The 13,656-nt window shown below is 41.1% G+C and carries 12 protein-coding genes; 8 read left to right on the top strand and 4 right to left on the bottom strand.

What is annotated here, in order from left to right; translation table 11 throughout:
* Positions 1 to 21 precede the first annotated feature (21 nt).
* The 3 genes from CAL6303_RS04920 to CAL6303_RS04910 all read left to right on the top strand — a co-directional run bounded on the left by CAL6303_RS04920 (position 22) and on the right by CAL6303_RS04910 (position 4,924).
* Positions 22 to 948, top strand: coding sequence for a methylenetetrahydrofolate reductase (locus CAL6303_RS04920; protein WP_041739114.1), 927 nt, complete (start codon positions 22 to 24; stop codon positions 946 to 948).
* 253 nt (positions 949 to 1,201) lie between these two features.
* Positions 1,202 to 4,267 (top strand): valine--tRNA ligase, encoded by a 3,066-nt coding sequence (locus CAL6303_RS04915; protein WP_015196733.1) that lies wholly within the window; start codon positions 1,202 to 1,204, stop codon positions 4,265 to 4,267.
* A gap of 225 nt (positions 4,268 to 4,492) precedes the next feature.
* Positions 4,493 to 4,924 (top strand): hypothetical protein, encoded by a 432-nt coding sequence (locus CAL6303_RS04910; RefSeq protein WP_015196732.1) that lies wholly within the window; start codon positions 4,493 to 4,495, stop codon positions 4,922 to 4,924.
* A gap of 129 nt (positions 4,925 to 5,053) precedes the next feature.
* Here CAL6303_RS04910 and CAL6303_RS04905 read toward each other — a convergent pair whose 3' ends face one another.
* The 3 genes from CAL6303_RS04905 to CAL6303_RS04895 form a co-directional block, all read right to left on the bottom strand.
* Entirely contained in the window at positions 5,054 to 5,818 is a 765-nt protein-coding gene (locus CAL6303_RS04905; RefSeq protein ID WP_015196731.1) for a phycobilisome rod-core linker polypeptide, read from the bottom strand.
* A gap of 520 nt (positions 5,819 to 6,338) precedes the next feature.
* Positions 6,339 to 7,076 carry a phycobilisome rod-core linker polypeptide gene (locus tag CAL6303_RS04900; protein ID WP_015196730.1) on the bottom strand — a complete coding sequence of 246 codons (738 nt, stop codon included), beginning with the start codon at positions 7,074 to 7,076 and terminating at the stop codon, positions 6,339 to 6,341.
* Positions 7,077 to 7,318: 242 nt separating this feature from the next.
* Positions 7,319 to 7,945 carry a hypothetical protein gene (locus CAL6303_RS04895; RefSeq protein WP_238993773.1) on the bottom strand — a complete coding sequence of 209 codons (627 nt, stop codon included), beginning with the start codon at positions 7,943 to 7,945 and terminating at the stop codon, positions 7,319 to 7,321.
* A gap of 511 nt (positions 7,946 to 8,456) precedes the next feature.
* Between CAL6303_RS04895 and cpeB the strand changes: the two genes are divergently transcribed.
* The 5 genes from cpeB (at position 8,457) to CAL6303_RS04870 (ending at position 12,740) form a co-directional block, all read left to right on the top strand.
* The gene (gene cpeB, locus CAL6303_RS04890; protein ID WP_015196727.1) at positions 8,457 to 9,011 is read left to right on the top strand and encodes a C-phycoerythrin subunit beta; all 555 of its coding nucleotides are present in this window, start codon (positions 8,457 to 8,459) and stop codon (positions 9,009 to 9,011) included.
* Between the two features lie 89 nt (positions 9,012 to 9,100).
* Positions 9,101 to 9,595 (top strand): phycocyanin, encoded by a 495-nt coding sequence (locus CAL6303_RS04885; protein WP_015196726.1) that lies wholly within the window; start codon positions 9,101 to 9,103, stop codon positions 9,593 to 9,595.
* A 163-nt stretch (positions 9,596 to 9,758) separates the two neighbouring features.
* A complete protein-coding gene (locus CAL6303_RS04880) occupies positions 9,759 to 11,042 on the top strand; it encodes a HEAT repeat domain-containing protein (RefSeq protein ID WP_015196725.1) in 1,284 nt (427 codons plus the stop codon).
* Between the two features lie 131 nt (positions 11,043 to 11,173).
* Positions 11,174 to 11,782, top strand: a complete 609-nt coding sequence (locus CAL6303_RS04875) for a HEAT repeat domain-containing protein (protein WP_015196724.1) — start codon at positions 11,174 to 11,176, stop codon at positions 11,780 to 11,782.
* Positions 11,783 to 11,831: 49 nt separating this feature from the next.
* Positions 11,832 to 12,740, top strand: a complete 909-nt coding sequence (locus CAL6303_RS04870; protein WP_015196723.1) for a HEAT repeat domain-containing protein — start codon at positions 11,832 to 11,834, stop codon at positions 12,738 to 12,740.
* A gap of 10 nt (positions 12,741 to 12,750) precedes the next feature.
* On the opposite strand, the gene CAL6303_RS04865 is transcribed toward CAL6303_RS04870, so the two are convergent.
* Positions 12,751 to 13,581: a pentapeptide repeat-containing protein gene (locus CAL6303_RS04865; RefSeq protein WP_015196722.1), complete on the bottom strand. Its 831-nt coding sequence runs from the start codon at positions 13,579 to 13,581 to the stop codon at positions 12,751 to 12,753.
* Positions 13,582 to 13,656 lie beyond the last annotated feature (75 nt).

The following is a 13,656-nucleotide window of genomic DNA, read 5'->3' as shown; positions in this document are numbered from 1 at the left end:
AGGACTGATAAACACATGGTTATGCTTAATACCAGAAATTTCACTGCGTTAAGTTCTTTTCGTACAGCTGCCAAAGCAGGTGAATTTTTAGTTACTGCTGAAGTAGCACCACCAAAAGGAGGTAATACAGAACACATGCTAGCAATGACGGCGACTCTTAAGGGGAGAGTTCATGCCATTAATATAACTGACGGTAGCCGCGCAGTTTTACGGATGTCATCTTTAGTTGCGTCGCTAATTTTACAGGAAAATGGGATTGAACCGATTTGTCAAATGGCATGTCGGGATCGAAATCGCATCGGTTTACAAGCCGATTTAATGGGGGCACATGCAGTGGGAATTCGGAATATCTTAGCGTTAACAGGAGATCCTGTAAAAGCAGGCGATCACCCTACCTGCAAAGGTGTATTTGATTTAGAATCAGTACGTTTATTGCAAGTGATTCAAAAGCTGAACATAGGTTTGGATGCAAACGATAAACCACTAACAGATGGCTCATTAGATTTATTTCCCGGTGCCGCGATTGATCCACAATGTCCCAGTTTTTCGGGGTTGCAGAGTCGATTTGAGAAAAAATTGGCAGCTGGGGCGCAGTTTTTCCAAAGTCAGTTAATTACGGATTTTGAAAAACTAGAAAAATTCATGGATGCGATCGCTTGCGGTACCAACAAGCCGATTTTAGCAGGAATATTTCTTTTAAAGTCGGCAAAGAACGCCGAGTTTATTAATCGGGTAGTACCGGGGGTAACTATTCCTCAGCATATTATCGAGCGTTTAAGGGCTGCAAAAGACCCCTTGGAAGAGGGAATGAAAATTGCCGCCGAACAGGTGCAAATTGCTAAACAATTGTGCCAAGGTGTGCATATGATGTCAGTCAAGCGTGAAGATTTGATTGCACCAATTCTCGATATGGCTGGGGTTAAACCTGTTAATTTAGTTACTAAGTAAACATCATATCGACGAATTTCAACAAGAAGCAGTTCTTGCTGGGGGAAAAGAAGCTTTCTAGAAATGACCCCTAACCGAAAAATTTGGGATACAGAGTTACGTCGTTCTCCGACGGCTTTAAAGTAATGAGTGAGGAGTAATAAGTGAGGAAATAATTTTTAATCTTGACTTATTACTTATTACTTATTACTCCAGAATCAGAACCCTGTGGCAAAATTTATAGAGTCGTTCCACTTCTAAAATTATTCCCAGCATGAACCCAACAATTCCGAATCTCCCTAGTGTTTACGAACCCAGTGCCACAGAAGCAAAGTGGCAGCAGTTTTGGGAAGAAAATGATATTTACAAAGCTGACCCCAGCAAAGAGGGGGAATCTTACTGTATTGTGATTCCACCCCCAAATGTAACTGGTAGTTTACATATGGGTCATGCTTTTGATAATTCTCTAATTGATACACTGGTGCGCTACCAACGAATGAAGGGAAAAAATGCGCTGTATCTACCAGGAACAGATCATGCCAGTATTGCGGTGCAAACTATTTTAGAGAAGCAACTCAAAGCAGAGGGGCAAACTCGTTATGATTTGGGACGGGAAAAGTTTTTAGAACGTGCTTGGCAATGGAAGGCAGAATCTGGGGGGACAATCGTCAACCAGTTGCGACGCTTGGGGGTGTCGGTAGATTGGACACGGGAAAGGTTTACTTTGGATGCTGGGTTATCAAAGGCTGTTTTAGAAGCTTTTGTTCAGTTGTATGAGGAAGGGTTGATTTATCGCGGTGAGTATTTGGTGAATTGGTGTCCCGCTTCCCAGTCTGCGGTGTCGGATTTGGAGGTGGAACAAAAGGATACCAAGGGTAATCTTTGGCACTTCCGGTATCCGCTGAGTGATGGAACTGGTTTTGTGGAAGTAGCTACAACACGTCCAGAGACAATGTTGGGGGATACGGCGGTAGCGGTAAACCCGGATGATGAGCGGTATAAAAGTTTGATTGGTAAGACTTTGACTTTGCCAATTATGCAGCGGGAAATCCCCATTATTGCTGATGAGTTGGTTGATCCGAAGTTTGGAACTGGTTGTGTGAAGGTGACACCAGCACATGACCCCAATGACTTTGCCATGGGTAAACGCCACAATTTACCCTTTATCAATATTATGAATAAAGATGGCAAGTTAAACGCCAATGCCGGAGAGTTCCAAGGACAAGATCGTTATGTTGCCAGAAAGAATGTGGTAGCACGGTTAGAAACAGATGGATTTTTAGTCAAAATCGAGGATTATCAGCACACCGTACCATATAGCGATCGCGGTAAGGTACCAATAGAACCTTTGCTGTCAACTCAGTGGTTTGTCAAAATTCGCCCCATGGCTGATAAAACCCTGCAATTACTTGATGGGCAAGCTTCTCCCCATTTTGTTCCCCAACGCTGGACGAAGGTTTACCGCGATTGGTTGGTGAAGTTGGAAGATTGGTGTATTTCTCGACAACTTTGGTGGGGACACCAAATTCCCGCTTGGTATGCGGTAAGTGAGACGGAAGGACAAATTACCGACACCACCCCTTTTGTTGTTGCCAAAAGTGAAGCGGAAGCGCTGGAAAAGGCAAAAACTCAGTTTGGGGAAGCAGTAAAATTAGAACGAGATCCTGATGTTTTGGATACCTGGTTTTCTGCGGGGTTATGGCCCTTTTCCACTTTGGGATGGTCGGATAAAACCCGTGATTTAGCTAAGTATTATCCCACTAGTACCTTAGTTACTGGTTTTGATATCATCTTTTTCTGGGTAGCTAGAATGACAATGATGGGTGTACATTTCACGGGAAAAATGCCCTTTAAAGATGTCTATATCCACGGTTTGGTGCTGGATGAAAAAGGCAAAAAAATGTCGAAGTCGGCAGGAAATGGAATTGATCCGTTACTGTTGATTGATAAATATGGTACCGACGCAGTACGCTACACCGTAATTAAAGAAGTTGCAGGTGCAGGACAAGATATTCGTCTCGATTACAACCGCAAGGAAAATAAATCCCTGTCGGTGGAAGCTTCGCGGAATTTTGCCAATAAACTGTGGAATGCTGCCAGATTCGTCATGATGAATCTTGATGGACAAACCCCCGCAGAATTAGGAATACCCCAACCCCAGGAATCTAGCGATAAGTGGATTTTGTCACGGTATAACCAAGTAGTTAAACAAACCAATAATCTCACCAGTAATTACGCTTTGGGTGAGGCAGCAAAAGGCTTATATGAATTTATTTGGGGTGATTTTTGCGACTGGTATATTGAGTTAGCCAAATCTAGATTACAAAGTGATGCAAATCCGGTTTCCCGCAAAGCTGCACAGCAAATTTTAGGGTATGTATTGGAAGGGATTTTAAAATTGTTGCATCCCTACATGCCACATATTACCGAAGAAATTTGGCACACCCTGACACAACAACCGACAGATTCTAAGCAGAGTTTATCTTTGCAGCGGTACCCAGAGGTTGATGAAAGCCAAATTGATAGTAATTTAGAGGCAGAATTTGATTTACTATTTGGGACAATTCGGGTAATTCGGAATTTGCGTGCAGAAGCAGATGTGAAACCTGGTGTTAAGGTTGCCATCAATCTGCAAACAGAAAGCAGTAAAGAAAAACAAATCCTCACAACAGGTGAGGTTTACATCAAAGATTTAGCCAAAGTTGAACAATTAACCTTTGGGAATCAGGAACAAGTAAAAAACACAGTCAGTCAGACAACACAACTAAGTTCCCAGTCGCGGAAAATTAATTGGCGATTTGTCTTCAAGGTGTTGGGTGCTTTATACTTGTTGCGAATCCTCATAGCTGCTGGTGATGCTTTGGATGATATCCCCCTAGCTGGGAAATTTTTTGAAATTATCGGTTTTGGCTATTCCAGTTGGTTTTCAGCCAAAAGTCTATTGAACACCGAAACCCGAAAGCGGTTTTGGAAACAGATATTTGGTGCTGCTGACAGCTTCCAGTCTAACTTGACAATCGCTGAAAACAATGTGCAGCAAGTTGTTGAGAATACAACCCCACCAAAAGAAGAAGCAATTGCTGGAGTTGTGGGGACTGTGCAGGTTATCTTACCGTTAACAGGTGTCGTTGACATTCAAGCTTTTTGCGCTAAGATTCAGAAAAAAATCGAAAAGCTGGAGTTAGAAGCTAAGTCTCTTTCGGGAAGACTAAGTAACGCTGGTTTTGTCAGCAATGCTTCAGAGGAAGTAGTACAGGGTGTGCGAGATAACCTCACAGAAGTAGAAACCCAAGTTGAGATTTTACGCGATCGCTTGCAGCGTATTCAAGACCATGGCTAACAATAAGTTAGGATAGTTATAGAGAATTGGAAGTTGGGAGTTTGCAGCCGTGAATTTAAAATCAACGGCTATTACAAAACTCCCAACAGATGTTTTCTAGGTTGTAGATGTATTATTTAAAAAATAATTTTTGGGTTTGAAATCAAAATTAATTCTCAAAAAATTAGATTCATAATTCCGAATTTAGCAATTTTAACTTTAAACATATTATATTATTTATAAATTATGTGGTACCTAGCTCAAGTACATAAAAATGAATTTTTAGAGCAGCGGCAATTACGTTTATTAGCACGCCAAGAAGCCGACAACATGTGGGTAATCATCCCCGAAGAGGCATTTATTTTATTAGGAAAAAGTAACTTATTATCCGAAAAATTACTAGTTTTAGTTGAACTTTCACCAACAGGTGATATCAACAGAATTGAAGAAGCGACAGATTGGATATTAAGTTTAGTCCAAACATATTTAGTCAATGGTGTTACACCCGACTCTTTGCAACAAGAGTTTGAACGTGCTGAACAATGGCGACAACATTTAACTTTACAAAATCAAGATTTGGCACGCCGTTCTTTAGAATTGGAAGCACGTCGAGAACAAATTCAGGCTTTAGAAGAAAGTTTGAAAAAAGATAAAGGTGAAATTTCCCCAGATGAATAAACATGAACTACCAGCCCTAAAACCAAAATCATTAGCCACTAGTTATTAAGTTAAACTCTTCTACGAAAAGCTCATATCAATAACTAACAGCTAATGACTAAACTGTACTAGTCTGGAATCTCCAGAAAATTACCTAATACCTGCCAATTGACGGTAAGGTACATCTCTGACGAAATCAACATCCAGTGAAAGTTGCTGTGGTTGATTGCCAGTAGCGTTGAGACTTTGAGCCATTGCCAAGAAGTTTGCTGGATCCCCCGCTTTTGCTTTCTTCTCTTGGGGAATATAACGACGCACTTCTGTTTGCCAGATAATTTGGGGGAAACCCAATTTCCGACGGGTATATTCTTCGTAACGTGGAGATTTGATGTTGAATGGTAATTCACCTTCAGATCTTCCAGGAAGATTACGACGACGTTGGAAAGGAACAATTGAGTAACCAAAGTTGTCGAGATACTCTTGACTGTCTAGCAATTGGTCGATAAAACCGCGAATACCTTTGGTTGCAACTACGATTGACCAAGCAATTTTCTCACGTTCACTGTAAACATCACGTCCTAGCACGCGCTGTACGCATTGTTCAACAAAACGATAGTTGTTGTTGAGATCGTAGAAACTTTTCTTAAAGGTATTTGAAAGAACCAAACCACGAATGAAGTCACGTACGGTAATTTGACCGTTGCGAAGTTGTGATTCAAGGTATGGTTCACGATCAGCTTTAAAGGCATGGAAAAAAATCTGACGGTAAGCCGCTTCGATTAGATTACCCATGTCAGAGCTGGATAGCAGGTTATCTGTTGAGAAAACCCTAGGCTGATCATCACCCGCTACTTCGTAGCTCGCCACACGTTGGTTTTGGCTTTTTGGCGCGTATTGTATTAATGGAAGTGCCATGGTTAAACCTCCATGAGGTTAATCAAAATTAACAGTTATTAACTTCCCAGCAAACTAGGTATACCTAGCTTGGTCAGGACTTTCAGTCTCGCTAGGAATCCTACAAATCAGATTAATCATCTTAACTTGTAGTTTGATTCCCCTGCGCTAACACAGATGGTTGATTTTCCAATCCGTATCAAGATTTAGTGACGTATGATTAACGCACTTAACTTAGCGTACTTGGTTTTGCGCTACCACTGAAATTATGACAAAGGTTTTTTGTCAAAAAAAGCTACGATTCTAGAGAAAAGCTTCCTCTAAAATATGCAGCCTTTGAATTACCTTGCTACATTAGCAAGATTAGCTTTTGTAGTGAGGTTTACAGTAAATCAGTTATGGATAATTTTAAGGGAGTAGTTGAAGCAAAATCGCAGGATTATGATAAAAATTTACAAAACATAAAATTTGACTAAGTTTCATGAATAGCGATCGCATATCAGCAAAAAAGGGGAAAGTTAGTTATCCCCCTTCTAATTGATTAATTTGTTATATTTGATACATAGCTTATGAGCAAAGTCAATACTATCACCCCAGTAAAAAGTAGAACCACTCCCGATGCAGCTTTCCAATCAGCACCACGGATAAAATTCCGTAAGTTGAATGGCTCAACTGGATTATGGAAACGATAAATATTATTGATACCAGGCTGATTATCGCGCCAATGAGCATCATATCTCGCCATCCGAGCAAACGGTAATTCTCCTTCAGAGCGTTGTGGCAAAATTCGTCTTCTTTGGAAAGGAACCGTACTGTAGCCAAAATTACTCAAATATTCGTCGCTCCCCAACAAATCATCAACAAAGCCCTTTAACCCCTTAGTTGCTAAAACTGTTGACCACGCCAATTTTTCACGTTCATTATATACTTCTCGTCCTAAAATCCTTTGCACACACATCTGAGCAAAACGATAATTATTATTCGTGTCATAGTTACGTGAGCGAAAAATATCTGAAGTAGCTAATCCTCGAATAAAATCACGCACCGTAATTTGACCAGCTTTAAGTTGTGATTCCAGAGCCGTTTGACGTGAAAAAACAGTCATTTGCTGTTCATTAAAAATCTGTCGATATGCCGCAGCAATTAACACATCAAAATCCGAACCTGTCAGCAAATTATCGGTTGTAAAAATCCTTGGCTGTTCATCACCAGGAATTTCATAAGCAGCAACACGTTGATTTTGTGATGAGGGTGAGTAATCTAATAAGGGGATAGGCATTGTTATATTTCTCCAATCAATTAACATCTACGCTGAGATTTAGCAGAGATATACCAATTATTTAGTCAACAAGCTCTTCGTTGAAGTTAGCTTGTAACCACTCTTCCCAAATTTAGACTACGGGATAAAGTTTAATATAATCAGCAGATGACATAAACTTTGACAATTAGTAATTTTGTGTAACTATATTCTTATTTATTTGATAGTTATGATTAGTAATTAAAATCCCTGTACCTCTGTTTTTACATTTCACCCATCCAAAAAGCTAAAGGATTTTGAGTAGAACGACAATAGGGCCAGCTACGTAATTTTAATTCAATTTTCATTTCATCATCTGTTGGTGGTTCCAAATTTAACCCTAAGCATAGATGATGTAAAACATCAGCAAATTGTTGATTATGCCCAGCATTACCCACATGAGCATGAGCATATTCATGAGCAACTAAACTCAACCAATCCTCCGGTGCGATTCGTCCAACATCAATCAGAATAATTATTGGCTTGGACAAAATATTACACAGTCCATCAATTCCAAATGACTGAGCCAAAGGAGCCCCAAAAATTTTAATATGATGACGTTCTTGGGGATGAAAGCATTCGTGACAGGCTTGGAGATATTCTTCAAGTTGGGCATTTACCTGAGAAATATTATTACCAATCCAGGTACAAATTTTGATTTGGTCGCTTTGAAGAGTTCTTGTATAATATCCCCACAAAGAATTTTCGATATCGACCATTCCTGGTTCCAAAGCGTAACTTTGTACCACCCGCAGATATTCGTTACCACGAGCAAATGCATCTGTAAGTTGGGAATAGCTCATTTTCGAGAAAGCGATCGCACTTAAAAAAGAAGTAAGAGAACTCCACAAATAAAGATGACCCAATATTGTGGGATAGGCAGCGTTCGATGGTTCCTGAGCCTGTCGGAACGAAGTGTACCGGAGGTAAGGACTGAGCGCTCACGGCGAAGTCTTGCCTGTCCTTGTATTAGTAGCAGGCAAGATGCCTGCACCACAAGAAATTTTGGGATATTTTTTATTTGGAAGTCTCGAATGAGTAATGAGTCTGTTTTCTGACGGGGATTTAGACCACGCAGGGGACTTAAACCAGCAAACATGGTTAAGTTAAAACACCAAGTCATATATTACTCAACAATTAGGAAATTAAACCAGAACGGTGATATATAAAAACTTATCGGCATTTTTACGCTTTTCTCCTAGCTCGAAAACCGTACAGCAAAAATCTTCTGCTACATCTGTTACAGATTGTTACTTTATCTCTCATTTCTGAGACTTGGATCACTACCTTCTTTTATTCTTCAAAAGTAACTTGTTGAGAAAAACAAGTTTTAGTAATCCACTTACGACTAAGGAGAACTCAATGCTTGACGCTTTTTCAAGAGCTGTAGTTGCTGCTGATGCCAGCACTTCGACCGTTTCTGATATTGGTGCTCTCAAAGCTTTTATTGCCAGTGGTAATCGTCGTCTTGATGCAGTTAACGCGATCGCTTCCAACGCCAGCTGCATGGTTTCTGATGCTATCGCTGGGATGATTTGCGAAAACCAAGGCTTAATCCAAGCTGGTGGTAACTGCTACCCTAACCGTCGTATGGCTGCTTGCTTACGCGATGGCGAAATCGTTCTTCGCTATATTACCTACGCTATTTTGGCTGGTGATGCTTCTGTTCTTGATGACCGTTGCTTAAATGGTCTTAAAGAAACCTACGCTGCTTTAGGCGTACCCACCACCTCTACAGTTCGTGCTGTTCAAATCATGAAAGCTCAAGCTGTAGCTCACATCCAAGACAACCCTAGCGAATCTTTTGCAGGTGCTAAGTTACGCAAAATGGGTGCTCCCGTTGTAGATGACCGTTGCTCTTCACTCGTTGCTGAAGCATCTAGCTACTTTGATCGTGTTATTAGCGCTCTCAGCTAATTACAGAGCCAATATTTAAGTTTGCCTTTGGCTACTTTAATTGAGAATAACTTGTTAACACATCTAAATTTTTGGAGAAGTATAAAAACATGAAATCAGTTGTTACTACCGTTATTGCTTCTGCTGATGCAGCAGGACGTTTCCCTAGCTCCTCTGACTTAGAATCAGTTCAAGGTTCTATCCAACGTGCTTCTGCTCGTTTAGAAGCTGCTGAAAAACTAGGCAGCAACCTTGATGCAGTTGCTAAAGAAGCTTACGACGCTTGTATCAAGAAGTATTCCTATTTGAATAATGCTGGTGAAGCTAATTCTACTCCTACTTTCCAAGCTAAGTGCCAACGCGACATCAAGCACTACCTACGCTTAATCCAATACAGCTTGGTTGTTGGTGGTACAGGTCCCCTCGACGAGTGGGGTATTGCTGGTCAACGTGAAGTTTACCGTTCTTTGAGCTTGCCTACCGCTCCTTACGTTGAAGCTCTAAGCTTTGCTCGTACCCGTGGTTGTGCTCCTCGTGATATGTCAGCTCAAGCTTTAGTTGAGTACAATGCTCTTCTTGACTACGCTATTAACTCCTTATCCTAGTTTATTTGGTAGGGTTTAGTATCCTACTTGAAAGTCTGGAAGTTCTTCTTGCATTGCCGCATTTGGTTGTGGAATGTTGAAGCACTTCCAGACTGCTTTTTGTTTTAAAATTTTATTTTAAGATTAGGGCTGAGATCCCAATGGGATCAGGCAAGTTGAATTTATGGACAAACGTTTTTTTAGTTTCTTTAATTTAACAGAAGAGCAAGCGATCGCCCTTTTAGATACTCCTCAAGACCAGATTAGTGAAAATGATTCCCGCTATATTGCTGCTTCCCATTTGATAAATTTTCCCACAGAGCAGTCTATTCAGGCTCTGATGCGGGCTGTACAACAAGATGATCCCGTTTTAGAGAATCGCATTGTTCGTCGTAAGTCTTTGGAAACTTTGGGGAGACTGAAGGCTGAACAGGCATTACCCCTAATTCGTAGTTGTTTGGGAGATGAAGATTGTTATACGGTAGAAAATGCAGTTTGGGCGATTGGGGAAATTGGAACTCAAAATTCAGAAATACTCGAAGAAATTGCCGGACTATTAGCTAAACCGAAGCAAACCTATCGAGTTATTATCCATACCTTAGCTAAATCTAACTACAAACCTGCCTTAGAAAAGATTCGCCACTTTGTTGACGATAGTGATGTACCGACTGCTAGTGCTGCAATTACAGCTGTTTGTCGGTTAAGCCAAGATTACTCTGATATGGGTAAAGTGGTGGCAATATTACAAAATCCAGCGGTATTAGGACGCAGGTTAGCGATTCAGGATTTGATCGATGCACGCTACTACACAGCTATTCCTGATATCAGTAGATGTCCTGTATCTCTAGTTTTTCGCCTCAGAGGGATTCGGATGTTGGCAGAGGCTGGAATCCAAGAGGGAAAGGTCACTTTTGAAACGATTCAACCCGCTCTAGAACAATCTTTGTTTGATCATCCAGAAACTCTGAGTTTAGTACATCGCTACGAGGAACTTCCCCCAATTTCAGCTTTAATTCGGGGATTATATGAAACAGATTTTGGTCGCTGTTATTTAGCTAGTAAGCTGCTGATTGAACAATATGCTGAAGCTGCCCCCTCTGCCCTATTCCAAACCTACGAAGAAGAAGCTTATACCGACTATGGCGCTCATTTTCATGTAGTTAAATTATTTGGTTGGTTAAAACATGCTCCAGCCTATAATTTATTATTGGAAGCTTTACAGAATCAACAACCCCAATTTCAAAAGTCACGGGCAGCAGCAGCGATCGCACTGGGAGAATTAGGCGATCCCGCTTGCATTCCATACCTCAAAGCTAGCCTAGAAACTAAAATATGGGATCTGAAATATGCTGCCCTCATGTCATTAGAAAAACTAGGGGATACTAGCGGACGGGAAATAGCAGCCGCCGATGAAGATTGGTTAGTTCGTGCCAAAGCTGAACAACTCTGTGCCACCCTTTCTTGTTAATCTTATAACTGTTATTAGCTGCGTTCAATGTATTGAAACTAACAGGAAAGTCAAAATAATATGGGGATATTTCACTAATATTAAAACCCCTGTATATCAGGTTTTCAACCTTTAATAAAAGACTAAAAATCATGACAACAGATGCTCTTTTTGACAAACTAAAACACCCGAATCCTCACATTAGAGACCGGGCAATGGTAGAAATTGTTGAAACCCGTGACGAAAATACAATTAGTCGTTTAATAGGTATTTTAGACGATGATGATGTAGTGTATCGTCGCGCTGCTGTCAAGCTTCTGGGATTATTGGAAATGGATGTTGTATCCCCCTTAGTAGATGCTTTGCTTCACAGTGAAAATGTGACTGTACGAGGTAGCGCCGCTAAAGCTTTGGCTCAGGTAGCAATCAATTATCCCGATCAGCCTTTCCCCGAAGTAGGTTTACAGGGTTTAAAGACGGCAATTAATGACCCTAATCCGGTTGTTCATATCGCTTCAGTGATGGCTTTAGGTCAGATGGGTTCGCCTGCATTTGATATTTTGGTAGAATCTTTGACAACTACAGACAATGTGGCAGTACAGGTGGTCATTGTTAATGCCCTAGCTTCTCTAGGAGATCCACGCTGTACTGAAATTCTCACGACTTTTGCTAATGATGAATCGGTGGATTCCTATGTGCGGGAGTCAGCTGTAAGTGCTTTAGCTCGTTTGGATTTAGTCATGAAGAATCAGAGAAAATAGTGATTTATTGGTAAAAAATTTAACGCGCTTAATTTATCCCCGTTCATATATGAGTAATACATCTAACGCCCCAGTTGAATCTGAGCAAGCTTCCTTACAACTAGCGATCGCTCAAACCGATGCTTTACTAAAAGAGGTCAACGAACAAATGACCCTCGGTACTTTTGATTCAGAAAATAAAGAAGTTTTGGCGCGTCTGGTGGAAAGCTTGGGAGATACCAGAGGTCTAGTTCGTCTACGATGTGCTGAAACTCTAGGAGAAATTGGCAAACCTGCAACGCCTTTTCTGTTAGAAGCCCTAGCTAATCATCCCAATGTGGTAGTCAGACGGGCAGCAGCGAAAACCCTAACCTTGATTGCCGATCCTGTTACTGTACCCAATTTACTCCATGCTTTCCTCAATGATGAAGATACAGTAGTTAGGGGGTCTTCCGTTGGTGCGATGGCAAGAATTGGGGAACCTTCGGTTACTTCCCTATTGGAGATTTTAGCAGATAGTAATTTGCCAGAAAGTACCAAAGGTCATGCTGCTTGGGCTTTAGCCTTTATTGGAGCAGAAGCAAAGGAATATTTATACAAAGCCCTAGATTCGGATTCTGTGGATGTTCGCTGTGCAGTAATTGGCGCGATCGCTAAAGTTGCTCAGGAGGAACCGAAAGCAGATTTATTCGAGATTTTAATCAAAGCTCTTACTGATAGTAACGTGGATGTACGTTGTGAAGCCGCAGCCGTCTTAGGGAATTTAGCTTATCAACCCGCCATGCCAAATCTCATTGAGTTATTGGATTATCAGGATGGGGACAGTCGTAAATCAGCCGCATTAGCGTTAATGAAAATGAGCGATCGCGCTGCCTTAGAACCCCTAAATAATGCGTTAGTCAAGGAAACTGAAACAGGGGTTCAAAATGTCATCAAACTGGCAATTTCTCAAATTGAGAAATCACTTCTTGATCAGTAAAATTAACCCTTTATGGTAGAATTAGGCTCAAACTTTCTAAAGTTGTCTTCAGCGTTATTGGATGCAAGGTTTCCAACTCTTTGGTAGCTCGGCAAAGCAGACGTGTTCGCTTTTCTGGGGTAAGTCCTTGGACATAGCTAAAGTCTGCTCCAGCAATACTTTCAAAATCTTCAAAATCCGCACCTGTCAGATCAGCTGCCCGCAAATCAACCCCAGACAGATTTGCTCCATTCATCCTGGCATTACGCAAAAAAGCCCCTGTCAAAAAGCACTTTCGCAAGTCAGCTTGAACCAAACGCGCCGAGCGCAAATTTGCTCCCGTTAAATCGGCTCCACTTAGATATGCACCCAAAAGATTCGCTTCCTGAAGATCCGCATTGCGTAAATTGCAAACATTTAAAGGCTCTCCGTTTAAGTTGGCTCTCGGTCCAATTGCTCCAGATGTTTTATACATAAATCCTTCTGGAAAGATAGTTTGGCTGTCATACCTGGCACCTTTCATTGTTGCGTCCATTAAATTGGCACCAGTCAGATCAGCACCACTTAGATCTGCTCGATACAAACAAGCTCCCTGTAGGTTAGCTTCTCGCAGGATAGTTTTGCTTAAACTTGCTCCTCGAAGATCAGATGCACTCAAATTGGATGCCGTAAGATTCGCTTGACTCAGATTCGCTCGAATCAGCGTTGCTCCAGATAAATTAGAGTTTTGTAAGTCGAATCCAGTGAGATCTATTTGGTAGAGGTCTGCTTGAATTAAAGCCTCGCCAATTTTAATCGCTGCTAGAACATCTTGTGGGCTTCTCTGAGGCTGTCTGCCTGTTATCGATTGCAATTCTGACATTGTTGTTGATCAATACGATGCTATGTCTAATTTACAATCATAAGGTTGGCAACGCTTCTATTTTGTTGAGGAGAA

It is taken from the genome of Calothrix sp. PCC 6303 (assembly GCF_000317435.1).
Classification (GTDB): domain Bacteria; phylum Cyanobacteriota; class Cyanobacteriia; order Cyanobacteriales; family Nostocaceae; genus PCC-6303.
The sequence above is the reverse complement of the archived record's forward strand: the minus strand, read 5'-3'. Positions and strand labels throughout refer to the sequence as shown.

What these genes read in the sequence shown, in the direction of transcription:
- CAL6303_RS04885 (WP_015196726.1), top strand. Translation starts at nt 9,101, where the DNA reads ATGAAATCAGTTGTTACTACCGTTATTGCTTCTGCTGATGCAGCAGGA.
- CAL6303_RS04915 (WP_015196733.1), top strand. Translation starts at nt 1,202, where the DNA reads ATGAACCCAACAATTCCGAATCTCCCTAGTGTTTACGAACCCAGTGCC.
- CAL6303_RS04865 (WP_015196722.1), bottom strand. Translation starts at nt 13,581, where the DNA reads ATGTCAGAATTGCAATCGATAACAGGCAGACAGCCTCAGAGAAGCCCA.
- CAL6303_RS04880 (WP_015196725.1), top strand. Translation starts at nt 9,759, where the DNA reads ATGGACAAACGTTTTTTTAGTTTCTTTAATTTAACAGAAGAGCAAGCG.
- CAL6303_RS04910 (WP_015196732.1), top strand. Translation starts at nt 4,493, where the DNA reads ATGTGGTACCTAGCTCAAGTACATAAAAATGAATTTTTAGAGCAGCGG.
- CAL6303_RS04905 (WP_015196731.1), bottom strand. Translation starts at nt 5,818, where the DNA reads ATGGCACTTCCATTAATACAATACGCGCCAAAAAGCCAAAACCAACGT.
- CAL6303_RS04875 (WP_015196724.1), top strand. Translation starts at nt 11,174, where the DNA reads ATGACAACAGATGCTCTTTTTGACAAACTAAAACACCCGAATCCTCAC.
- CAL6303_RS04900 (WP_015196730.1), bottom strand. Translation starts at nt 7,076, where the DNA reads ATGCCTATCCCCTTATTAGATTACTCACCCTCATCACAAAATCAACGT.
- cpeB (WP_015196727.1), top strand. Translation starts at nt 8,457, where the DNA reads ATGCTTGACGCTTTTTCAAGAGCTGTAGTTGCTGCTGATGCCAGCACT.
- CAL6303_RS04920 (WP_041739114.1), top strand. Translation starts at nt 22, where the DNA reads ATGCTTAATACCAGAAATTTCACTGCGTTAAGTTCTTTTCGTACAGCT.
- CAL6303_RS04870 (WP_015196723.1), top strand. Translation starts at nt 11,832, where the DNA reads ATGAGTAATACATCTAACGCCCCAGTTGAATCTGAGCAAGCTTCCTTA.